At 65.4% G+C, this 21,455-nt stretch carries 19 protein-coding genes; 6 read left to right on the forward strand and 13 right to left on the reverse strand.

Annotated features, from left to right (window positions below):
- Positions 1 to 12: 12 nt before the first annotated feature.
- Together HCA61_RS11665 and HCA61_RS11670 are read right to left on the reverse strand one after the other, a co-directional pair.
- Positions 13 to 1,476: an FAD-dependent oxidoreductase gene (locus HCA61_RS11665; RefSeq protein WP_169688338.1), complete on the reverse strand. Its 1,464-nt coding sequence runs from the start codon at positions 1,474 to 1,476 to the stop codon at positions 13 to 15.
- Positions 1,477 to 1,508: 32 nt separating this feature from the next.
- Positions 1,509 to 2,360, reverse strand: a complete 852-nt coding sequence (locus HCA61_RS11670) for an LLM class F420-dependent oxidoreductase (protein ID WP_169688464.1) — start codon at positions 2,358 to 2,360, stop codon at positions 1,509 to 1,511.
- A gap of 142 nt (positions 2,361 to 2,502) precedes the next feature.
- On the opposite strand from HCA61_RS11670, the gene HCA61_RS11675 reads away from it, so the two are divergent.
- The gene (locus tag HCA61_RS11675) at positions 2,503 to 3,156 is read left to right on the forward strand and encodes a TetR family transcriptional regulator (RefSeq protein ID WP_169688339.1); all 654 of its coding nucleotides are present in this window, start codon (positions 2,503 to 2,505) and stop codon (positions 3,154 to 3,156) included.
- A gap of 31 nt (positions 3,157 to 3,187) precedes the next feature.
- Here HCA61_RS11675 and HCA61_RS11680 read toward each other — a convergent pair whose 3' ends face one another.
- The 6 genes from HCA61_RS11680 to HCA61_RS11705 all read right to left on the reverse strand — a co-directional run bounded on the left by HCA61_RS11680 (position 3,188) and on the right by HCA61_RS11705 (position 11,033).
- Complete coding sequence (locus HCA61_RS11680) at positions 3,188 to 4,030, reverse strand: hypothetical protein (protein WP_169688340.1); 843 nt, start codon at positions 4,028 to 4,030, stop codon at positions 3,188 to 3,190.
- A 177-nt stretch (positions 4,031 to 4,207) separates the two neighbouring features.
- The gene (locus tag HCA61_RS26820) at positions 4,208 to 4,315 is read right to left on the reverse strand and encodes a methionine/alanine import family NSS transporter small subunit (protein WP_169688341.1); all 108 of its coding nucleotides are present in this window, start codon (positions 4,313 to 4,315) and stop codon (positions 4,208 to 4,210) included.
- On the reverse strand, positions 4,312 to 5,886 hold the full coding sequence (locus HCA61_RS11690) for a sodium-dependent transporter (RefSeq protein ID WP_169688342.1): 1,575 nt from the start codon (positions 5,884 to 5,886) through the stop codon (positions 4,312 to 4,314). The genes HCA61_RS26820 and HCA61_RS11690 overlap by 4 nt, the downstream gene beginning before the upstream one ends.
- A gap of 114 nt (positions 5,887 to 6,000) precedes the next feature.
- A complete protein-coding gene (locus HCA61_RS11695) occupies positions 6,001 to 7,209 on the reverse strand; it encodes a YbhN family protein (RefSeq protein WP_169688343.1) in 1,209 nt (402 codons plus the stop codon).
- Positions 7,210 to 8,640, reverse strand: a complete 1,431-nt coding sequence (locus HCA61_RS11700; protein WP_169688344.1) for an HAD-IB family hydrolase — start codon at positions 8,638 to 8,640, stop codon at positions 7,210 to 7,212.
- Entirely contained in the window at positions 8,637 to 11,033 is a 2,397-nt protein-coding gene (locus tag HCA61_RS11705) for a glycerol-3-phosphate 1-O-acyltransferase (RefSeq protein WP_169688345.1), read from the reverse strand. Before HCA61_RS11705 ends, HCA61_RS11700 begins: the two co-directional genes overlap by 4 nt.
- Before the next feature lie 89 nt (positions 11,034 to 11,122).
- Here HCA61_RS11705 and HCA61_RS11710 point away from each other — a divergent pair, with 89 nt between their 5' ends.
- Complete coding sequence (locus HCA61_RS11710; RefSeq protein ID WP_346777549.1) at positions 11,123 to 12,667, forward strand: AAA family ATPase; 1,545 nt, start codon at positions 11,123 to 11,125, stop codon at positions 12,665 to 12,667.
- Between the two features lie 53 nt (positions 12,668 to 12,720).
- Positions 12,721 to 13,443, forward strand: coding sequence for a VIT family protein (locus HCA61_RS11715; protein ID WP_169688346.1), 723 nt, complete (start codon positions 12,721 to 12,723; stop codon positions 13,441 to 13,443).
- Positions 13,444 to 13,511: 68 nt separating this feature from the next.
- On the opposite strand, the gene HCA61_RS11720 is transcribed toward HCA61_RS11715, so the two are convergent.
- Together HCA61_RS11720 and HCA61_RS11725 are read right to left on the reverse strand one after the other, a co-directional pair.
- On the reverse strand, positions 13,512 to 14,405 hold the full coding sequence (locus HCA61_RS11720) for a universal stress protein (protein ID WP_169688347.1): 894 nt from the start codon (positions 14,403 to 14,405) through the stop codon (positions 13,512 to 13,514).
- A 133-nt stretch (positions 14,406 to 14,538) separates the two neighbouring features.
- A complete protein-coding gene (locus HCA61_RS11725) occupies positions 14,539 to 16,065 on the reverse strand; it encodes a CYTH and CHAD domain-containing protein (RefSeq protein WP_169688348.1) in 1,527 nt (508 codons plus the stop codon).
- Positions 16,066 to 16,248: 183 nt separating this feature from the next.
- Between HCA61_RS11725 and HCA61_RS11730 the strand changes: the two genes are divergently transcribed.
- On the forward strand, positions 16,249 to 16,773 hold the full coding sequence (locus HCA61_RS11730) for a flavodoxin domain-containing protein (RefSeq protein ID WP_169688349.1): 525 nt from the start codon (positions 16,249 to 16,251) through the stop codon (positions 16,771 to 16,773).
- Positions 16,774 to 16,790: 17 nt separating this feature from the next.
- Here the strand turns inward: HCA61_RS11730 and HCA61_RS11735 are convergent, their stop codons facing one another.
- Positions 16,791 to 17,297: an SRPBCC family protein gene (locus HCA61_RS11735; RefSeq protein ID WP_169688350.1), complete on the reverse strand. Its 507-nt coding sequence runs from the start codon at positions 17,295 to 17,297 to the stop codon at positions 16,791 to 16,793.
- A gap of 38 nt (positions 17,298 to 17,335) precedes the next feature.
- Positions 17,336 to 18,247, reverse strand: a complete 912-nt coding sequence (locus HCA61_RS11740; protein WP_169688351.1) for a pseudouridine synthase — start codon at positions 18,245 to 18,247, stop codon at positions 17,336 to 17,338.
- 145 nt (positions 18,248 to 18,392) lie between these two features.
- Here HCA61_RS11740 and HCA61_RS11745 point away from each other — a divergent pair, with 145 nt between their 5' ends.
- On the forward strand, positions 18,393 to 19,385 hold the full coding sequence (locus tag HCA61_RS11745; protein WP_247272754.1) for an alpha/beta hydrolase family protein: 993 nt from the start codon (positions 18,393 to 18,395) through the stop codon (positions 19,383 to 19,385).
- Positions 19,375 to 20,244, forward strand: coding sequence for an oxidoreductase (locus HCA61_RS11750; protein ID WP_169688352.1), 870 nt, complete (start codon positions 19,375 to 19,377; stop codon positions 20,242 to 20,244). Before HCA61_RS11745 ends, HCA61_RS11750 begins: the two co-directional genes overlap by 11 nt.
- 8 nt (positions 20,245 to 20,252) lie before the next feature.
- Here HCA61_RS11750 and HCA61_RS11755 read toward each other — a convergent pair whose 3' ends face one another.
- Positions 20,253 to 21,392 carry a sigma-70 family RNA polymerase sigma factor gene (locus tag HCA61_RS11755; protein WP_169688353.1) on the reverse strand — a complete coding sequence of 380 codons (1,140 nt, stop codon included), beginning with the start codon at positions 21,390 to 21,392 and terminating at the stop codon, positions 20,253 to 20,255.
- Between the last annotated feature and the right edge of the window lie 63 nt (positions 21,393 to 21,455).

Here is a 21,455-nt window from a genome sequence, read left to right on the forward strand (position 1 = left end):
GGAGAGGGGGCGTCAGCCCTTGGCGGCAGAGATTCCTGCGCGTCGGCCGAAGAAGCTGCCGTCGCCGAGCGAGGTGCCGCTCGCATAACCCCAGGCGCACACGCCCGATGTGCAGCGGCCCGCCGCGTAGAGCCCGGGGATCGGCTCACCCGAGACGTGCAGGACTTCGGAGTCGACAGTGGTGCGCAGACCACCGAGGGTGAATCCGGCGGTGCAGTTGCGCAGATCCAGTGCGGCGACGGGCGTGCCGATGGGCTTGACCCATTCGGTCTTCTTGCCGAGCACCGGGTCGGAGCCGTCGGCTGCGTGCCGGTTGTAGACGTCCACGGTGGACTGCAGCGTGCCGGCCGGCAGTCCCATGTCGGATTCGAGTTCCTCCACCGTCTCGGCCACCCACTTGGGCTGGAACCGGAAGTACGGAGTGGAACTGACTGTGGCGCATCCTTCTTCGTATGCGCTCTCGTCGATGATCAGGTATGCCTGATTGTCGTTCTTGAGCAGTGTCTGCTGTCCGATACGGCCGGGGTAGGTGTCTTCGGGGACGTAGCGCTGGCCGCGGGCGTTGACCAGTATTCCGCGCGCCATCAGCTGTGGGTCGCCGAAGAAGGCGACCTCTGTCGCGTCCATGTGCGCGAGGTCGGCGCCGAGCGCCTGTGCCATGCGGATGGCGCGACCGTCGTGTTCCTCGATGGCCGCGGCGGGACGGCCGTTCAGCTGTGGCGCATAGGTGGCGACCATGTCTTTGTTGTACGCGAAGCTGCCGGTGGCCAGGACGACGCCTCGCCGCGCCCGGACGTGGACGTCCTTGCCGTATTGCTTGGCCGCGAGGCCCACGACGCGTCCGTCCCCGTCGATGATGAGTCGCTGCACGCGTACGTCGTATTCGGCTCGGACACCGAGTTCTTCTGCCACCTTCGACAGCGGCTCCATGAGTTTGAAGCCGCCGCCCTTTTCCCCGGTGCGCTTGTCGGTCATCTGCGGGACGTGCCCACGCGGTGCGGGCGTGGCGATTTCGTTGAACGGCGCGGAGTTCTCTCCGCCGGAGAACATGAGGCCGTCGTCGCCGGGGATCTCCCACCCCGGTTCGCCCCAGAAGCTCTCTTTGAACACGACACCGTTGTCCACGAGCCAGTTGTAGTGTTCGACGCTGCCGTTGCAGTATTCGGAGATCTTCGCTTCGTCGGCTCCCGGGCCGAGGGCGGCGAGCATGAAGGCTTTCATGTTTTCGGCGGAGTCGTCGAACCCGAGTGCCTTCTGCAGTCCGGTGCCTCCGCCGAGGTAGACGATGCCACCGGACAGTGACGCTGCTCCGCCCCACCCGCCGGTGCGTTCGAGGACGAGGACTTCGGCTCCGCTGCGGGCGGCTTCGATGGATGCGGATACGCCGGCGATGCCGAATCCGGCTACGACAACGTCGGCCTCGTGGTCCCAGCTGGTGACCTGCTCGGCGAGCAAGGGGTGGACGTCGGTACTCATGTGGTGATCCGTTTCTGGTGCGGGTGGGTCGGTCAGGACGCGAGGCCGAGTTTTCCGGCGAGACGGTCGATATGGGCGACAACCTCGTCGGCGGAGCGGTCGGGCAATCCGAAGATCACTTCGGTGACGCCGGCGTCGCGCCACTGTTCGAGTTGTCCGGTGTCGGGACGACCTGCAAGCGCCAGCACCTCGGGGGTTCCGGTGCGCCCGGCGTCGGCCCACATCTTGTGCAGGCGTTGCACGTTGTCGACGATGTCGCGTTCAGTGGGGGTGGTGATCCAGCCGTCGCCGGAGCGGACGATCCACTCGAAGTTCCGGTCGGTGGCGCCGGCACCGAGCAGTACCGGCGGGCGAGGTTGCTGGATCGGTTTGGGCCATGCCCAGCTCGGCCCGAACGATACGAACGTGCCGTCGTAGGTCGCTTCTTCCTGGGTCCACAGCGCCTGCATGGCTTCGAGGTACTCGCGCAGGGCTGTCCGTTTCTTCTTCGGTGGGACTCCGTGGTCAGCGAGTTCTTCTGCATTCCAGCCGAATCCGGTTCCGAGAACGACGCGGCCGCCGGAGAGGTGGTCGAGCGTGGCGATGGTTTTCGCGAGGGTGATGGGGTCGTGCTCTAGGGGGAGTGCGACCGAGGTGCCCAGCTTGATGGTCGAGGTGACGGCCGCGGCGAGACCGAGCGCGACCCATGGGTCGAGGGTGCGCATGTAGCGGTCGTCGGGGAGGGTCTCGTTGCCGGTTCCGGGGTGTGCGGATTCGCGCCGGACCGGGATGTGTGTGTGTTCGGGCACGTAGAAGCTGTCGAAGCCCGCTTCTTCTGCGGCTTTCGCGGCGGTGTCGGGTCGGATTCCCCGATCGCTCGTGAACAGGGTGATTCCGTGGCGCACAGCGACCCCTCTCATCGGATGACGCAAAAAATGTAACGCGTTCTACCGTCGGATGGAAGGGTTTCCGGACAGGTGTCTAGTATTTCCGGCTTGATGAAGACGTTCCACTATCCTGGACGTGCACTAGTGGAAGGTGACGTCGATGACGGAAGAGTCGGCCGTGGGGGTCGAGGCGCGGAAACGTCCGGTTGCTCAGTCGCCGGGGGCCGGGCTGAAGCCGGCGCAGCGCGCACGGTATCTGAGGATCGTCGACTCTGCGAAGGCGCTCGCGTCCGAGGGTGGTTACGACGCCGTGCAGATGCGTGCTGTCGCTGATCGGTCGGGTGTCGCGCTCGGCACGGTCTACCGGTACTTCCCGTCCAAGAACCAGCTGCTCGTGGTGGCGATGGTGACCCAGTTCGAAGAGGTGGGCAAGTACTTTTCGGGTGCCGAACTCCCGGGCGATACGCCGCACGAGCGGATCATGGGAGTGTTGCAAGCGTCCGTCTCGAGGCTCGAGCAGGATCCTCGCCAATACGACGCTCTGGTGCGTGCCGTGATGTTCGCCGACGCGTCGTCGGCGCCTGAGCTGGACCGGCTCGGTCATGTGCTCACCGAGTTGTTCACAAAGTCGGCCGGTATCGAGGTCGTCACCGAAGAGGTGCTCAACGCGGTGCGCATCGTTGCGGACGTGTGGATGTCGACCCTGGTCGCCTGGGCCAATGGGCGACAGAGTGGTGAAGGTGTTCTCGAGCACATGGATACCGCGGTGCGGTTGGTCTTCGACCGACTCGAACGGATGCAGCGGGTGAGCTGAGCCCACCCGCTGCATCCTGTTGCGGAAGGTGTCAGGCCGGCACCTCGACGATTCCGACGGTCGGCAGGAAGAAGCACGACGACTCGCCGTTCTGTACCGTGCCGAACACGGCGGCCAGGACGGTGCCCGCGCCGGTGTCGACCGGTGCGACGCGCACACCGCCGAACGGAACGGTGTCGGCAAGGAACTGGGAGATGGCCGCCTCGACCATCGGTCGCATGGGGGCCGGGATCGTCTCGGGGATCGCCGCGCGTGAGGCTTCGTCGAGTGTGCCCATCGGCACCAGTCCGCCTTGGAGCGTGTTGACGTTGAGCCATGCGAGCTGGATGCCGTCGGCGTTCGCGTCGTCCTCCAGGCCCATCGGTACGAAGGCGAACAGTGTTTGGGCAGGGTCGACGACGTCCAGAGAGAACTCTCCGATGCTCTGACCCGGCCATGGTCCGGGTACCGCTCCGGCAACCGCGGGGGCGATTCCGAGGGGCAGGTTGCCGTCGGGCGTGCAGAACGGTGCGCCGGTGGGGTAGAGGAACGGCTCGACGCCGAGTCGGCGCAGAAATTCCATCCCCTCGTCGTACGCGGCGAGGGGCGTTCCCTCGGCTGCGTCGACGGCACTGCCGCGTGCGCCGGCGATGGCCTCGGCCGCTGCTAGTGCAGCCTGGTCGACGCCGGGTGTGGAGCGCAATACGCCGAGCGTGGTGGCGATTGCGCTGTCGGCGGCGGGTGCGGGGACATCGGCGGGCGCGGGTGCGTCGACGATCGGTGGTTCCGCCGGTTGCGCCGCGGCGACGGCGGGCAGTGCGAGGCCGGCCGCGACGGCCAGCGCGGCCGCGGCGGCGAAGGGGCGCATCCGGAGGCGCGTGGTCCTGCGGGTCATGTGGGCTCCTGTGGATCAGGTCTCGACACATCGGTCTCGACGGATCGTGTCAACACTGTTCGAACTCTCAGTCTCAAGTAAAGGTTGAGGCTAGCTAGATCCAGGAAAGCACAAGGGCGACGCTCCGGCCAGAGCGCCGCCCCGTGTGTTACTCAACCGACACTGTGGTCGAGCAGATCACTCGATCTCGTCGGGGTGCTTCCGTAGATGGAGCACGCTCAGGATCAGCCCGCCCCACAAGGTGGCCAAAGCGAGGACCATCATCACGATTGCGGAAGTGTTCACGAGTTCTCTCCCTGCTGTGTTTTGGTGAGCGACGTCGCGGAAGCCGACCTGTTCTCGTCGAGTTGGAACTCGGCGTCGATCCCGCGACGCCAAGGAATGAACGACATGGCGATCGCCAGAATGATCACCGCGATCTGGACACCCCACCCGAACGTCGTCACCAGGCTGTCCGGGAGCCCCCCGTAGCCTTCGTTGATGCGGTCGCGTATCTCGCTGAACAGCATGTAACCGAGCACCACCGGAGTGACAACACCGACGAAGACCTGCCACACCACGCCGACCTTGAACGACGACACCGAGTTGAGATGGTCACGCAGTTCGGGCAGGCGCCGCAGGATCCACGCGATCACGATGACGGCGACGAACGCGACACCCACGATGCCGAACTGATTCGCGAACCGGTCCACCACGTCGAGGGTGTTCAGGCCGGTCGTGGTGGGGAACAGCAGGATCGACACGATCGCCGCAGCGCCGCCGATCGTCAGGACCGCGGGTACCTTGCCGAGCCCAGTCTTGTCCTGGAAGGCGGAGACAGTCACCTGGATGATGCTGATCATCGACGTGAACCCGGCAAACACCAGCGACCCGAAGAACAGCACGCCGAAGATGGGGCCGCCCGGCATCTGCGACACGATCGTCGGGAACGCGATGAATGCAAGACCGATGCCGCTCGCCACGACCTCGTCGACCGCGACGCCCTGCGCCTGGGCCATGAAGCCGAGTGCCGAGAACACGCCGATACCGGCGAGCACCTCGAAACTCGAATTGGAGAAGCCCACCACCAGACCGGACCCGGTCAGGTTCGTCTTCTTCTTCAGGTACGACGAGTAGGTGAGCATGATGCCGAAGGCGACCGACAGCGAGAAGAAGATCTGCGCGTATGCCGCGATCCACACGCCGGTATCGGTCAAAGCCTCCCAGTTGGGAGTGAAGAACGCATCGAGGCCCAGAGCCGAGCCGTCGAGCAGCAATGCCTGGACCACCAGGGCGCCGAACAGAATCACGAGCAGCGGAACGAAGATGCGGTTCGCGTTGCCGATACCGCGCTGCACACCGAGTGCAAGAACGGCCACGACCAGGACCCATACCAGGACCAGCGGCCATGCGACACCCGGAACGAAACTCAGACCGAACGTCGCCTCGGCGTCCATGTGCAGGAAGTCCTCGAGGAAGAAGCCCTCGGGGTTGTCGCCCCACGCCTCGGTGATGGAGAAGAACGTGTAGCAGCCTGCCCACGCGACGATCACCGCGTAATAGACGCCGATGACGAAGCAGATCAGGACCTGCCACCACCCGAGGAATTCGCTGCCGCGGCTCAGTCGGCGGAACGCCAGCGGCGGAGATCCTCGGAATTTGTGTCCCATTGCGTAGTCGACGAACAACAACGGAATACCCGCGGTGAGCAGGGCCACCAGGTAGGGGATGAGAAATGCCCCACCGCCGTTCTCGTATGCGATGTACGGGAATCGCCAGATATTGCCCAGACCGACGGCCGAGCCGATGGCGGCCATGATGAACACCGACCGTCCCGACCAGACCTCGCGCTTGTGTGCAGCTTCGTGCTGTGCCACGAACCTTGTCCCTCCACTCGTTCGATTGCGTAGACGCTAGTCCCCACAGCGCCGGAATCGGAACAAATCCGGGATTCATGATCACGTCGGACCATCGGCACGCAGCCGATCAGGTCAGTCCTGCCATAGTTTGTCGAGCCCCGGCCCCGGGTCGTCATCCTCTTCCTCCGGGGCGCCGCGGTAACGCAGAGCAAACACGACCCAACCGATCGCGGCGATGAGCACGAAGCTGATCAGGCGGTACACGAGCACAGCGGAGAGTGCCTCCGCGCCGGACATTCCGCTTGCCGTGAGCGCAGGAACGAGCACCGCGTCCATCACGCCGAGGCCTGCAGGCAGCAACGGGATCGCACGGCTCGTCGCGGTCCCGGCAGCGTAGGCCACAGCGATACCCGCGAGACTGGGCGTGCCACCGACCGCATACGCAGCGAAGGCGAGGCACGCGCCGTCGCAGACCCAGTTGAACAGCGACCACCCGAAGGCGCGTGCGGAGTGTGGACGGTCGAGTTGCACGGCCCCGATCTGATCGACGATCTTGCGCCACGCCCGGGAACCGGCCTCCGCAGGCTTCTTCCTGAGCCGATTGAACCCGCGCAATGCGATCAGGCCGATGGATTCGAGAGACCCCGGATTGCTGGCTGCGTATTGGACGAGCACCAGGAACGCGGCGAGACCACCGATGGAGAAGATCAGCGAGAACGGGTTCGTGGTGGCGCCGATGAGCAGAGCACCCACGAGCCCCAGCAGTGCGAGTCCCGCGGCCTGGAGCAGGCCGGCCGTCACGAGCTGCCACGTGGCGATGACGGGGGCCGCACCCCACTTGCGCATCTGCCGGTAGGTGAAGGTGGTTCCTACGACGGGACCGCCTGGCAGGGTCACGCTCATCGAGTTCGAAGCGAGCGCCACGGCCAGTGACTGGCGAAGCGTCACCTTCACGTCCGCGGCGGACAACAGCGTGCGTTGCACGCTGGCGAAACTCGTCATCTCCGCGACCGACGCGAGGATCGCGGCGATCACCCACCACCAGTACAGGTGGCCGAGGCCGCTGACGCCGTCGGTCAGCTCGGGCCACACGAGGATCACTTCGACGGTGAGCACCACCACGAGCAGGCCGCCGACGATCCACTTCAGGTAGCGACGCCGCTTCGGAGTCAGAGCAGAGCCGTTGCCGTGACTCTTCCCGGAGTCCCCGGAGTCCCCGGAGTCCCCGGAGTCCCCGGAGTCCCCGGAATTCCCCGCAACTGCGGCGTCCGTCGGGCCGGGTGTGTCCGTCGTGTCGCTGGTGTTCGTCGCTTGTTCGTCGGGGGTCTTGTCGTCGGTCATCTACTCGATCGGCCAGTCCGTGAGGGTCTTTCGGTACAAGTCTTCGACTGCGGCGATGTGCGTGTCGAGATCGGTGACGCTCCACTCGCTCACATCGATGGGGGCGAGTACTGCGACGTCGATGGTGCCCGACCGCAGCAGGGTCGAGTGCTTCCACAGCATCTCCCCGGCATTGCGGATCACTACGGGGACGATCGGGACCCGGGCCTCCATCGCGATGCGGAATGCGCCCTTCTTGAACCGCCCGATCTGCGGCGTCAGCGAGCGCGTGCCTTCCGGGGCGATGATGACCGAGGTGCCCTGTCGCAGGGTGTCCACCACCGGTGCCAGTGCCTCCACGGCGCGTTCGGTGTTGCCGCGGTCGATGAACGTGGCACCGACGAATCGCAGCAACGCACCGAAGAGCGGGTCGTTCGCCAGCTCTTTCTTCGTCACGCCGGTGAAGTCGTGACGCAGGACCTTCGCAAGCACCACCGGATCGAGTTGACTCTGGTGGTTGAAGATGAACACCGCCGGGCGATGCTCCCACGCGTTCCCTTCCCCGTGCACCCGCACGTCGATACCCGCGAGTGCGAGCGACACATCGGACCCGATGTTCACGATCGAGTCGAGTGCAGTCTTGCGGCTGCGATTGATCAGGCCGAGTCCCAGCCCCGTCCAGACGGAACCGACGATCCCGCCGTACGCGGCGGCGGTGCGCACCGCCTCCTTCACCCCGGGGGTGCCACGCGGCCGGAACCGCAGGATGGGCCACTTGTGTTCGCGTGCGATCCGGTCGAGTGTGCGGTCGGGGTTGGTCGCGGTCGGATTTCCGGTAGTGGCGAGGAACTCGGCGTCCTCGCCGCCGTTGGAGTAGGTGTAGCTGCGCGGACCGTCGATGCCGTGCTCGTCGATGAATGCGCGCGTCGCATCGGATTTCCCGCTGCGCCACAACGACTTTCCATCGACCTTCCCGGTGAGGACGCCGTCGACCACCTCGAGCGGAGTGAACAGCACGTGCTCGACGCCGAGTGCGTCGGCCGCGGCTTGGATCTGATACCGAGATGCCGACGACGCGATCACGACGGTGTGGCCCGCGTTCTGGTGCGCTCCGATGAGCTGCCACGCCTCGGGATAGAGGTGCCCGGCGATCGTGGACATGAACAACCGTTGCCCGATCTCGTACAGTTCTTCCTCGCTGTGGCCACGCCATGCCTTGAACGCAACGGCTACGAAGCGTTCGAAATCGGCTTCGCTGTCGGTTCCGCGCAGACCGTTGACCATGGTCGACGCGAGTTCGGCCGCGGTCACTTTGCCTGCGAGGAGCCGGTCACGGAAGAAATGCAGGCCGGAGAAACCATGCACGATGGTGCCGTCGAAGTCGAAGAACGCAGCCACCTCGGGGCCCTGCGGCCCCGTCCGCACCCTGTGCAGTGCCTGCTCGATGTTCACCGATCCGCCTTCCTGTTCGACACGTCCAGTGACTCGGCCAATGCGACCCGCTCACCGACGGCCAGCAACTGTGACGCGAACGCACGACGCTTCTGCGCGACCGAGTCGTCGTTCGGGTCGAGAAGCCCGCGGTTGCGTGCCAGCTCCAAAGCTGTTGCGAACAGTTCCGAGGATACGGACTCGGAACCGTGCAACCGGCCTTGCAGCAGCATCTGCCGTCCCACCGCGACGCACTCGTCGAGGAATGCGTCACGCTCCACTTCGAGCGTAGGGTCCCTGCGCGCCAGCCGCTCGGCGACGACGAGCTGTGCGTCGAAGAACGAGCGCAGCGTACGGTGCGACATGAACAACCCGGTCTCGATCAGCGCGTTGAGCGCCCGGCCCTCGCTGGGAAGCGGCGTTCCCCATTCCCATTCGGGGACGAGGAGCTCCACTTCAGCTCGCAGCTCCGATTCGAACGTGTCGCGGTCGGGGAAGAAGAACTCGAACTTGAGCAGGTCGCGCAGATTCTTCGCTTCGTGCCACGCGGTGCGCACCGGGTTGTCACTGGGGTGCTCGTGTACGAAGAGCACGGCGAGTTCGAGGATCGAGCGGTTGACGAACCAGTGGATACCGCTGTTGCGGTAGAACGCGGCGACGAGATGTTGACCCGGCTGGATCGAGTACACCGCCTCGTCGCCTCCGGCGTATGTGGTCACCACACCGGCATCGGTCAACGCAGCGAGAACCCTGGCGAGCCCACCTTCGAGGTCGAGGAGTTCCACTTCGCCTTGCGGGGCTCCGCGGGCGTCGAGGTAACTGCGGACCGGCGCGACGACAGCCCGCACCTCGTCGAGCGTGAGCGCTCGGTCGCGGACCCCGAGGAGAGCGAGGGTGACAAGGCTGTTCACAGTGACCGGTGTGGTGCGGTTGATACCGACCGCCACCTCGAATGCCACCTTCTGCATCGCCTTACGCTGGAGACCGTCCCTGGTTGCGGGGTCGTGGGCTGTGCTTTCCTCGGGCTCCGGCTCGGACAGGTCGGGGTCCCCGCCCGCCGCGAGCTGTGCTCGCATCGACAACGGTGTGCCGAACTGCACGTAGACATTGCCTGCGCTGCGCTGCTGATTGCGGGCGTAACTCGCCAGCCACCTCAGGCCTTCGGGTTTCTTCGGGGCACCGGTCTGCTCGGCCGCCACGGCGGCAACCTCGGCGAGCCCTTCGTAGGTGATCGATACCGGTACCAGCATCGCGTCGTCGACACGGCCACCACGGATCGCGTTCGCAACATAATTGAGGAGTCCGTAGCGCGGCTTTCGGAGCTTGCCGGTGCGGGTGCGACCCCCCTCGAAGTACCACTCCAGATTGAACCGCTTGCCCAGCAGGAAACCGAAGTACTCCTCGAGCGCCGCCTTGTACACCGTGTCGTTCCCGAAACTCCGCCTGATGAACACTGTGCCAGTGCGACGCGCGATGGGGCCTATCGGCCAGAACGTGAGGTTGGCACCGCCCATCAAGTGGTTACCGGGGAAGTCGTGATCGGCGAGGATGCTGCCCAGGACGAACGCGTCGGCGTACGACCGGTGGGACGGCAGGAACACCAGCGGATGTGTGCGATTGAGCTCGCGTAGCGCCTCCAGTCCGGAATCGTCGGCGTGCACCGTCCATGCCGAGCTGTGCAGTGGACGCATGGCCTGTGTGAAGAGGTCCGTGACCAGGCGTGACTGCACCGCAACGAGCTCATCGAGCGCGGCGCGGGCTCGTGCATCGACCTCGTCTCGAGGAAGGTGTTCCTCGGCTGCGATCGAGTCGAGACGCCGACGGAACGACGGTTGATCCATGATCTGCGCGGCAACGAGCCGGGGCACCTTGTACCGATCACCGATGACGGCGCGTTCGGCGCGCTCGAGGGCAACCACAGCTCGTCGCGTCACATAACGCGCGAGGGACCCCGCGTCCGGGACTCGGCCGTGTTCCTCGGAGGAAAGCTGCTCACGAAGATCGTCGAGGTGCGCGGGTGCTGCCACCACGATCCGGTACCGGTCGGAGGACCTGCCGACCAGCCACTTCTGGATCAGGACATTCGGGTTGCGGGGGTTGGTCAGCGCAAGGACATCCGAGAACCGCGCGCGGCGGGCACCGTCGCGTTCGGAAGGGAGCCACACCACCCGGACCGGGACGAGAAGCGGGTCGTCGGTTCGGGAGGAGAGTTCGGAAGTGAGGACTCGGGAGTCGAGGTCCACGACGTCAGGGCGAGCCGCCGCACCGTAATCGTCGGGCACGTACTCCGAGTTGCACCAGTGGTCCAGGAGGTCACGTTCGATCTTCGTCCTCGCCGCGGAGAGGATGACGACCCGTCTGTTCCCGGCGGCGCTGTTCTTCTCGCCGACGCTGGGCTTCCCGTCGATATGCATCGTTCCCCTGTTCGATATCCGCTCGACAGCAAACTACCGCTTTCGGACGGGGCGCTCAGGCGCAACGGCGCAAGTCACTGTGTGCCCGAGTGCACGAACCGCGCGAGATGCGGGCACAGTGGGGCAAGGAGGCCGCGGACCGATACGAGGAGTACACAGTGGCGGGGCAAGCAGAGATCTCATACGCGTCGATGCGGGAAACCCACAGCTCGTTGGTGTTCTTCGTCGGCGATCGAGTGCACAAGATGAAGAAGCCACTCGATCTGGGTTTTCTCGACAATCGCACGCGCGCTGCGCGAGAGCAGATCTGTCACAGGGAAGTGGAGCTCAACCGGCGCCTCGCACCGGACGTGTATCTCGGCGTGGCCGACATGCACGATCCGGGAGGGGAGGTGTGCGAGCACTTCGTCGTCATGAAGAGGCTTCCCGACGATCGGCGGATGGCGGCATTGATCGAACGGGGCGAGGATGTCGGCGCGGCAATCGACGATGTGGCACGGCAGGTTGCGGCCCTGCACGCCGCTTCGCCGCACAACTCCGGAATCGATCGGTGCGCGACTGCGGATTTCGTTGCCGAACTGTGGCGACTGAGCCTCGATCACCTCGATCGCCTGCAGATCGGGCGGGAGGCCGGGTCTGCCCTGGCTCGGATCCGCACTGCGTCCCAACGCTATCTACAGGGGCGCACAGCATTGTTCGATGGCCGTGTTGCGGCAGGCAGAGCGGTCGACGGACACGGAGACATGCTCTGCGACGACATCTTCTGTATGGACGACGGCCCGCGCATCATCGACTGCCTCGAGTTCGACGACGAGTTGCGCTATGGAGACACGGCCCTCGACCTAGCCTTCCTTGCAATGGATCTCGAACGCCTGGGCGCTCCCGACGCGGCGCGCACGTTGCTCGATGCATACGCCTCCCATGCGCACGATCATCCCCCCGCATCGCTCGTGCATCACTACATCGCCTACCGCGCCCTGGTGCGCGCCAAGGTGACCGCGCTACGACACGAGCAGGGTGATGCTTCCTCACGCGAGAAAACCTTCGACTACCTCGATCAGGTAGAGCGCAATCTCGACCGTGGACGGGTGCGGCTGATCCTCATCGGTGGTGTTGCCGCAACCGGGAAATCGACGCTGTCCAAGGCGATCGGAGGTCAGCTGAGAGCGACTGTCCTGCGAACCGATGTGATCCGTAAGGAACTTGCCGGGATGGCTCCGACCGAACGTACCGGGGACGGTGTCGGCTCAGGTCTGTACTCAGCGGAGAGTACCGAGGCCACCTACCGGGAACTGTGCCGTCGTGCCGGTGACCTGCTTGCACGGGGCGAATCGGTGGTGCTCGACGCAACGTGGCTTTCGCTGGAGCGTCGTCGCGCTGCTCGGGAGGTCGCGGTTTCGGCTACTGCAGATCTGATCGAGATCGAATGCAGAGCCGACCGGGAGGTGCTGATGCAGCGCATCGCATCTCGCACCGCGCGTGGAGACGATGCCTCCGATGCCACACCGGCGGTGCTCGACGAACAACTGCACCGGCGGGACGAGTGGCCGGGCGCTGTGGTCCTCGATACGACGAAGGGAGGATCTCCCGACTCCGACTGGATCGAAAGGGAACTCGGCCGTGCGCCTTGGTGAGGTGAGGCTGCCCGTGCTATCGGAAGCGACGTGCGAGGTCTACGCTGGCTGACATGTCCCTACCGGAGACGGTGTCCGACCATGCCGCGGAGCCGCACACCAGCGGTCTCGCCACCAAACTGAACTGGTTACGGGCCGGGGTGCTCGGCGCGAACGACGGCATCGTCTCCACCGCAGGCCTCGTGGTCGGTATCGCCGCAGCAACCACCGACAGATCGACGATCCTCGTGGCCGGTGTGGCAGGACTGGCTGCCGGCGCGGTCTCGATGGCGTTGGGGGAGTACGTGTCGGTGAGTGCGCAGCGCGACACCGAACGAGCGGCGTTACGGGTCGAACGCCGCGAGCTCGCAGCGATGCCCGAAGCGGAGCTCGAAGAACTTACCGGCCTGCTCGAGCACAAGGGATTGTCCCGTGCCACGGCACGTTCGGCAGCGGAGGAACTGACAGCCCGCAACGCCTTGCGGGCGCACGCGGAAATAGAGCTGGGGATCGATCCGAGCGAGCTTGCGAACCCGTGGGTCGCGGCCCTCTCATCTGCGGTCGCATTCACAGCGGGTGCGTTGGCGCCGCTTCTCATGATCGTATTCGTGTCCGAAACTGTGAGGATCCCAGTGACTTTCGTGGCAGTGTTGTGTGCGCTCGCCGCAACGGGATCCGTCGGTGCCTGGCTGGGTGGCGCGCGACCGGGGCGCGCGGTGGCGCGCGTCGTGCTCGGAGGTGCGCTTGCCATGGCGGTGACCTATGGACTCGGCGCTGCATTCGGGGTCGCAATCTGATCGACCCGCGCTCAGGCCCACGCCCGGAGGGGGCGTGGGCCTGAGCGCTGTGCGGTCCGGCGCTTTCCTCAGGGCTTGCGCGCGACAAGGACAGGGCAGGGCGCGTTGTGCAGAAGGTTCTGACTGGTGGAGCCGAGTAGAGCGGCGGCGAACTGGCCGCGCCCATGGCTGCCGACCACAGCGAGCTGCGCATCCTGCAGGTGGTTCAGTAGTACCTTCGCGGCGGGACCGCGATCGATGACGCGACGGACCTCGACGTCCGGATACTTGTCATGCAGACCCGCGAGGGACTCCGCGAGTACCGCCGACTCCGACTCTTCCACGGCCTCCCAGTCGACCAGCGCGGCCGTGGCACCGACGCCGAGTGCGGCGTCGCCGATCCACGAATGCACGGCCGAGAGCGGTGCTCCGAGGGTCTGCGCATATTCGAACGCGTACTCCACTGCGGCAGAAGAGAGTTCGCTACCGTCCACGCCCACGACGATGGGCTTCGAGCTGGGGAGGGGATTGGAGGTGTCGCCTCGCCACACCACCACCGGGCACGGTGCGTGGTTGGAGACGCGTACGACCGTCGAGCCGAGCAGGAAGTTTTCGACCTTGCCTGCGCCCGTGGCGCCGAGGACGACGACGCGAGCCTTTTCGGCGGCCTCGAGAATGGAGGTTGCTGCGGGCCCGGGGCCGATGAAGCTCTGCACCTCCAGGCCGGGATTGTCGGCACGCACGAGGTCGGCGACGTCGGCGAGGACCTGCTTACCGTCCTTCTCGAGTTGTTCGACCATCTGGGACTGGATCAGGACTGCAGCTTCGCTGTAGAAGATCCCCTCGCTGGGTAACGAATGAACGAGCTCGAGTGGCACCTCCAGACGCGCGGCGAGTGCGCCTGCCCAGCGGGCGGCTGCCGCAGAGGTTTCGGAACCGTCGACACCTGCAACGACGGCCTTGCTGGTGCTCGGTGTGCTCATCGATGTCTCCTTCATTTGTACGGCGACCTGCGGGACGGGGCGACCGATCGGCTACGGATGTCACGTTACGCCACACGGTTCCGGCGCATGCCCCGGAACCGCGTCGCGCCGTGGCGGGTCTCGAGGTCCTGACTCAGCGCCACAACGTGCGTGCGGATTTGTATGCCTTCTTCCATGCCGCCTCGAGATGCACGGCCTGCTGAGCGCCGATCTCGGCTTCGAGCTGGTGAAGAACACCGAGCCCGAAACTGGACTCGGCAGAGTGCCCCTGCTCGGACGCCAGATCGAGCAGGTGGTCGCGTGCGACCACCGAATCCTGGAACTCGCCCAGCAGGTCCTGGAACTCGTCGAACCTGTCGAGTGCGTGCTCGGCGCGTTTCGGATGCAGCGGCGCGATCACCTCGATCGCGTAGCGCAGGCGCTTCGACCCCTTGCGTGCGCGGTGCATCCGTTCGTCGCGCTCTGTGTCGTCGGGGGCTTCGGCCACCCGGTCCACACGTTTCGTCACTTTCTTTGCGAGATCCTCGATCGACCGGGCGAGCTTTGCGGGTTTGGGACGGTGCTGCTTGTCGCGATTCTTCGGGGTGGCCGACAGTTCGCCGATCAGCGTGTCGAGACTGTCGATCAGTGCCAGATACCGATCGGAGTCGAGCGTCGTGATCGCTTCTGCGCGTGCCGCAATCGATTTGGCGGTGAAGTACTCGTCGATGCGCGCGCGGGTGGCCTCGCGATACCGTTCGACGCTGATCTCCGCGACTCGATCGGCGAGTCGTTCGTGCTGGACCTCGAGATCGCGGGACGGGCTCAGACATCTTCCGAGCCAGCGCAGTTCCTCGACGAGTGCGGTGTCGATCGCGAAATCGTCTGCGTAGGTCTGCAGGGCACTGCGGAGGCGGCGGGCTGCTTTGCGCATGCTGTGCACCGCGTCGGGTGCGTCGCGGCGCACGGCGATGTCGGACATCAACAGCGTCTGTCGCTCGTGTGCGAGATAGTCGCGCAGGTAGCCTGCGGTACCGCGCAGGGGTTCGGTGGCCGGGATGAGGTCGCCGAGGACCCGGTGCACCTTCGACGGACTCGGGGAGCGTGTGATGCCTTCCGCACCGAGGAGTTCTTCGACAGAATCCAGGATGGAGGGGTCGGCCCCCCGCCCGAGTTCGACCTCGATCTCCCGCCACTGCGGTTCGGCGTCGTCGATGCTGCGGATCGCGGTCACATCGTCGATGACCACTTCGGCGAGCAGCGCACCGTCGGCCCCTCGGAGCCGATACCGACGGCGTCGAGTGTTCAGTAGCGCGGCGAGCGCCACAGGGCGATTCCGCCGAACCCCGCGGAGCAATCCGAGCAGCGCATCGGGCACAAGGTCGGTGGGACCGCTCGCCGCGAACGGATGATGCAGTTCGGTCCGGGTGTCGTCGCCGACAGGAAGCTTCGAATGCCAGCCTGCGTCATCGCCACCCTCACGCCTGCGAAGGGTGATCTTCGATCGCAGCAACTGCAGATCAGGGGTATCGAAGTATTGGGCGGACAGATCGACCGTGTCGGTGTCGATCGACGTGACTCCCGCGATCCCGGAGAGATCGGGCACGTCCTGGTCGGATGTCGCCGTGTACTTGCGTTCGGTCTCTTCGGATACCGATGTGGTCGATCTCGCCGGCGTCATGATCCTCCTGTCGGTGGTGTGCACCGAGTGCTCCCTGGAATGCAACTGTGCCATCGAGTTCCCGATATGTCCCGAGTGCAGGATGTGAAACACAACAAAGCCCGGGAGAAAGGGCACTTGGACTCTGGTCTTCTGCCGATTTCCGGGTGATCATGGGGAAACGCGCGCCTCCGGAGGGTGAGAATGAGGATTTTGGTGGCGGTGGGGAGCAAGCATGGCTCCACCGCGGAACTCGCAACGGCTTTGGCTGCGGGCCTGCGTCATCACGGCGCCGACGTCGATGTTCGCGCGCCCGAGGCGGTCTCGAGTGTTGCCGATTACGACGTCGTGATCGTGGGTAGCGCTGTCTACCGCAACCGGTGGCTGCGCGCGGTTCGAGATTTCCTCGACGAGCACGCCGTGGCCCTGCGACGCCGGGATGTCTTCCTCTTCTCGTCCGGACCGATAAAGGAGCAGGGGCGTCCCGTGAACAACAATTACGACGTCGCGCCCGCCATGGCCCGCACAGGTGCTCTCGAACACCGTACGTTCGCAGGAAAGATCGATCCGGCCGTACTCAGTGCCGGTGAGCGAGTGGTGGTCCGGATGACCGGGGCTCGGCTCGGCGACTTCCGTGACTGGGACGAGATCGGTTCGTGGGCGTCGGAGATCGTCGCGGGGGTGTCGGGACGCACCGGGGCGCGAGTCCCCACCGAACAGATCCGATAACCGGGCCGAGGCGCGCTTCAGCTGCCCGGGAGGCGGTAGTGCTCGGAAAGCTCCTCGGCACGTTCCCACATCGACCAATCGATCGGCCTGCCGTCGAGCTGGGCTTCGACGACCTCCAACCCGGCGTGCCAGCCCGCACCGTGCGCATACGCGTCGTCCTCGGTGTCCGTGGTGTGGGTGAGGGTGAGCCAGCATCCGCCGGATCCGTCGGGTGCCAACTCCCAGTGAAGTATGTCGGAGTCCCACATCAGCTCGAGAATTCGTCCGGGGTGCACTACCAGGACCGAACCGCTCGCGGTATGCCCAGCGGGAAGATCGAAGCGGCGTACCTGTTCACCGGTGGTGCGGAACTGTAGTTGTGCACCCGGGGTGAGGTCCCAGTCGACGGAGGCGGGAAACCAGGCGTCGAGGTACTCGGACTCGGTGAGGACACTCCACACCCTCTCGGGAGAGTGAGGGAAGCCACGTTCGAAGCGCAGGGCCACCCGGCCGTCGTAAGTACGAGAAATGCTGCCGAGACTCATGGATCCTCCACGACGAGAAGCCCGTGCTGCCAACGGGGTCAGGGGGTGCTGTGGTTCCATGCTGCCAGGTTTCTGCGGCTTGTGAAGCGAGTCCGCCGACCCGTGATCGGATCGTCGAATTCGACCGCGCGCGCGAGTAGCTGGAGCGGTGACGAATAGTCGTCGCGGGCAACGTCGTACACGTGTGGGTAGAGGGGATCGCCCATGATCGGCAGACCAAGGGAGTTCATGTGTACGCGCAATTGGTGCGTTTTCCCCGTCCTCGGTAACAGTCGGTACAGCGCACGATCGCCGCGGACATCGTGCACGTCGAGGCAGGTAACGGCGTTGACCTCACCCGGGACTTCGCGCGCCTGGAGAACGCCGCGTTCCTTCACGATGCGGCTTCGCGTCTCGAGAGGGAATCCGAGGTGCGGCGCAGCGGGTGCCACCGCTTCGTACTCTTTCTCGACCATTCGGTTCTCGAAGAGCATCTGATAGGCGCGGCGAACCTCACGGCGAACCGTGAACACCAGTACCCCGGCGGTGAGGCGGTCGAGTCGGTGCGCGGGTGTGAGTTCGGGAAGGTCGAGCTCGCGGCGCAGTCGCACGAGTGCGGTTTCCGCAACCCACGAACCTCGGGGGGTAGTGGGAAGGAAATGGGGTTTGTCGGCAACGAGCAGATTGTCGTCATGATGAAGAATGTCGATTTCGAACGGAACACGTGCCTCAGCAGGCGGATCGCGATAGAGAAACACGAACGTGCGCGGAACGCAGGGACTGGTACGTGAGATCACAGTTCCGTCACCGGAGAAGACCTCACCCGAATCGATCTTCTCTTCGATCCGTGCTGCATCGTCGGGAAAACGGGTGCGCAGGTACTCCACCACCGTCTCCGACATGCAGTTTTCCGGAATTCGCAGGCGGGTCGGATTCAGTCCGTCTCGGACGGGAAGGGGAGCGTCGGGCACGTCGAGACACGGTAGCCGCCGAGTCGCCGATTTCGGTTTCGGCTTTGCAGGATAACGATTGTGTGCAAGCCTGCTTAAGTCTCGCGCGCACTTATATCGTGTGACGAGAGTGATTTCTGGGGTAAACGTTCAAGGAGAGCTTGGTGTGACGAATTCGTCCGATAACGGAACGCGGCGGGGAGTGCGCGCCCTCGTGCGGCTGCTCGTAGCGGCGATCGTGGTCCCGCTCGCGCTCGTATTCGCAGGAATCGGGGCAGGTACCGCGTCAGCAGACCCGTACACCCGATTCTCCGAGGACTGGGTCGCCGCACCCGGCGGTGTCGGCCAGATCAAGGTGCGCATCTGGCACGCGAACAACGGCAGCAACAAGGCTGTCTATCTGCTCGACGGCCTGCGCGCCACCGATGATGTCAGCGGTTGGGAGCACGAGACCAATGCGGCATGGCTGGCCGACAACGGCATCAACGTCGTGATGCCGGTGGGCGGTCAGTCGAGCTTCTACGCCGACTGGTACGCGCCGAGCAACTTCAACGGCCAGAAGTACACCTACAAGTGGGAATCGTTCCTCACCCAGAATCTCCCCGATCATCTCGCTGCCGCGTACGGCATCTCCCGCAGCAACAACGCGGTCGTCGGGTTGTCCATGGGTGGTAACGCCGCGCTGATCCTCGCCGCTTATCACCGCGACCAGTTCGGCTTCGCAGGCTCGCTGTCCGGGTACTTGAACCTGTCGGCGCCCGGTATGCGCGAAGCGATCCGCATCGCCATGCTCGATGCAGGCGGATTCAACTCCGATGCCATGTGGGGCCCGCCCTGGGATTCCGCGTGGCTGCGCCACGACCCGTTCGTCGCGGCACCCAAGATGCGCGGGCTGCCGATGTGGATCGCGGCCTCGAGTGGCCTGCCCGGTGAGCACGACCGCCCGAACTCCGCGATCGGCGTGTTCAACACTGCCAACGCGATGGGCCTCGAAGCGCTCGCACTCGCGCAGAACCGCGCATTCCAGGTCCGCCTGGCCACACTCGGTATCGACTCCGCGCACTTCTCCTTCCCTGCCACCGGCACCCACACGTGGGGCTACTGGCAGGACGAGCTGTGGGAGATGCTCCCGATGATGAAGGCGTCGATTGGCGCCTGACTCCACCGCATCACCGGTAGCGCCGGTCACCTACTTGGTGACCGGCGCTACCAGTGGTGTGGGGGAGGCAACTGCTCGATCACTCGGTGCCGCGGGAGCTACGGTCCTGCTCGCAGGCCGCAACACGGCCGCGGGTGAACGAATCGCATCGGAGATCGGCCCCAACGCGTCGATGCACCGTCTCGACCTGGCCGACCTCGATTCGGTCCATGAGTTCTCCCGCACCCTCGGTGACCGCACGATCGACGTGCTCGTCAACAACGCCGGGGTCATGGCGCTGCCACTGACCCGGACACGGGACGGGTTCGAGATGCAGTTCGGTACCAATCACCTCGGTCATTTCGCCCTGACCGGCCTGCTGCTCGACCGCATCACCACGCGCGTCGTCACCGTGTCCAGCGCTGCCTACCTTCTCGGCCGGCTGGACCTCGACGACCTCAACTGGGAATATCGCCGCTACAGCAGGGCGGGCGCCTACGCGCAGTCCAAGCTCGCGAATCTGGTGTTCAGCCTCGAACTGGAGCGGCGCCTGGCGGCGGCTCGTTCGCGGTTGCGTGCGATCGCTGTTCACCCCGGGTACGCCGCCACAGAAGTCGGGAGCAACACCGGCACATGGTTCGACGGCCTCTTCGGTTTCGGCAAGAAGATCCTGCAACGCACTTCCGCGCAGGGCGCTGAATCAGTGGTGTACGCCGCGACGGAGCCGACGATGGCCGGTGGTCTGATCGGACCGCACATGCTGCTGTACGGCTCACCTCACCAGGCCCGGATTGCGCAGCGGGCACGCGACCGCGATGTCGCCCGCAGGCTGTGGGAACTGTCGGAGAAGTACACCGCAGTGACGTTCTCCCCGCAGTGACGTTATCTCTACCGACCGAAGGGCGACCCTGGTTCGAACGTGAACAGCGGCGGTGCCGTATTCGTCGAACCGCCGCCGTTCCCACCGCCACCGCCCCCGCCGGTTTCCGATTGCTCCGGTTCAGCGTCGGATTCGTTGTCGAAGTCGTCGTTGCGGGAACGGTCGCGGCGAGAGGACCATCCGGTCTCGGTCGTCGTAGGGGAGAGCGAGGTCGTGGGGGACGGTTCGGTGGTGGTCTCCGGGGAGGATGTTTCCGTCACGGTTTCGGGCGTCACGGTCGTCGTGACCGGGGGCGGGGCAGCGGTCGTCGTGCTCGGCTCCGACGTCGTGGCCGGTGTAGTGGTGATCGGGTCGCGCGGGTAGTCCCCGAGGTCCACTCGTAGGGTCGCTTCGCTCGGACTCGGGACACTCTGTTCTGCGGGCGCGCGACCGGTGAACGCGAACACCGCGACCGCAACCAACGCTGCGACCCCGGCTGCAGATGCGCCCCAGGCCACGATCGCGCGTCGTGGTTTCCCGGGAGCAGGGAAACCTGCACGATCGACAGGATCGATCCGGCGACCCATCGCCGCGCGTTCCGCTGCGGAGGGCGGCGCGGTGAGGACTCGGTCGCGAAGGTACGGCGGCGGCGGTGTCGTCGAAAGTCGAACGAGTTGTCCGGCCGGGTCGGTGACGGCAGCCTTCGCGTGCTCGAGCGCAGTCCCGGCATCGAAACCCCCGCCGAGGATCGCGGCGACCTGAGCTTCGGTGAACCCGTGCCGCACGGTGAGGTCGACCGCCTCGAGATCTGCCGGATCCAGCGCGTGTACCGGCGGGAGAACGGTGGTCTCGGCGTCGGCGTCGGCTTCGGGTCCTGCGGGGACGTAGCCCGGCGCAGTACCGCCGGAGTCGCGCACGCACTCCGACCGCGCAATTGCGTACAGCCAGGCCCTGAACATGTCGGGATCACGTAGCGTCCGGATCCGTTCGATTGCGATCCACACGGCATCGTGGACCACGTCGGACGCGCTGGACGGATCGAGGAACCCGCGCACGTACCCGTACAGCATCGCGGCATGAAGGTCGTAGACGTCGGCGGCCGAGTCGCCGGCCTTCGCTCGCAGCGCCGCGACGAGCGAACGGTCTGATCCTCCCGAATGCCGGCTCAAATCGTCGAACCTTCCGTGTCGGAATCGGTCGTGTCGTCCGGCGCAGTCTACGAGGGAACCCGT

Source organism: Rhodococcus sp. HNM0563, from assembly GCF_012726195.1.
In the GTDB taxonomy this organism is placed as follows: domain Bacteria; phylum Actinomycetota; class Actinomycetes; order Mycobacteriales; family Mycobacteriaceae; genus Rhodococcus.

What these genes read in the sequence shown, in the direction of transcription:
- HCA61_RS11665 (WP_169688338.1), bottom strand. Translation starts at nt 1,476, where the DNA reads ATGAGTACCGACGTCCACCCCTTGCTCGCCGAGCAGGTCACCAGCTGG.
- HCA61_RS11675 (WP_169688339.1), top strand. Translation starts at nt 2,503, where the DNA reads ATGACGGAAGAGTCGGCCGTGGGGGTCGAGGCGCGGAAACGTCCGGTT.
- HCA61_RS11680 (WP_169688340.1), bottom strand. Translation starts at nt 4,030, where the DNA reads ATGACCCGCAGGACCACGCGCCTCCGGATGCGCCCCTTCGCCGCCGCG.
- HCA61_RS11695 (WP_169688343.1), bottom strand. Translation starts at nt 7,209, where the DNA reads ATGACCGACGACAAGACCCCCGACGAACAAGCGACGAACACCAGCGAC.
- HCA61_RS11705 (WP_169688345.1), bottom strand. Translation starts at nt 11,033, where the DNA reads ATGCATATCGACGGGAAGCCCAGCGTCGGCGAGAAGAACAGCGCCGCC.
- HCA61_RS11715 (WP_169688346.1), top strand. Translation starts at nt 12,721, where the DNA reads ATGTCCCTACCGGAGACGGTGTCCGACCATGCCGCGGAGCCGCACACC.
- HCA61_RS11720 (WP_169688347.1), bottom strand. Translation starts at nt 14,405, where the DNA reads ATGAGCACACCGAGCACCAGCAAGGCCGTCGTTGCAGGTGTCGACGGT.
- HCA61_RS11725 (WP_169688348.1), bottom strand. Translation starts at nt 16,065, where the DNA reads ATGACGCCGGCGAGATCGACCACATCGGTATCCGAAGAGACCGAACGC.
- HCA61_RS11730 (WP_169688349.1), top strand. Translation starts at nt 16,249, where the DNA reads ATGAGGATTTTGGTGGCGGTGGGGAGCAAGCATGGCTCCACCGCGGAA.
- HCA61_RS11735 (WP_169688350.1), bottom strand. Translation starts at nt 17,297, where the DNA reads ATGAGTCTCGGCAGCATTTCTCGTACTTACGACGGCCGGGTGGCCCTG.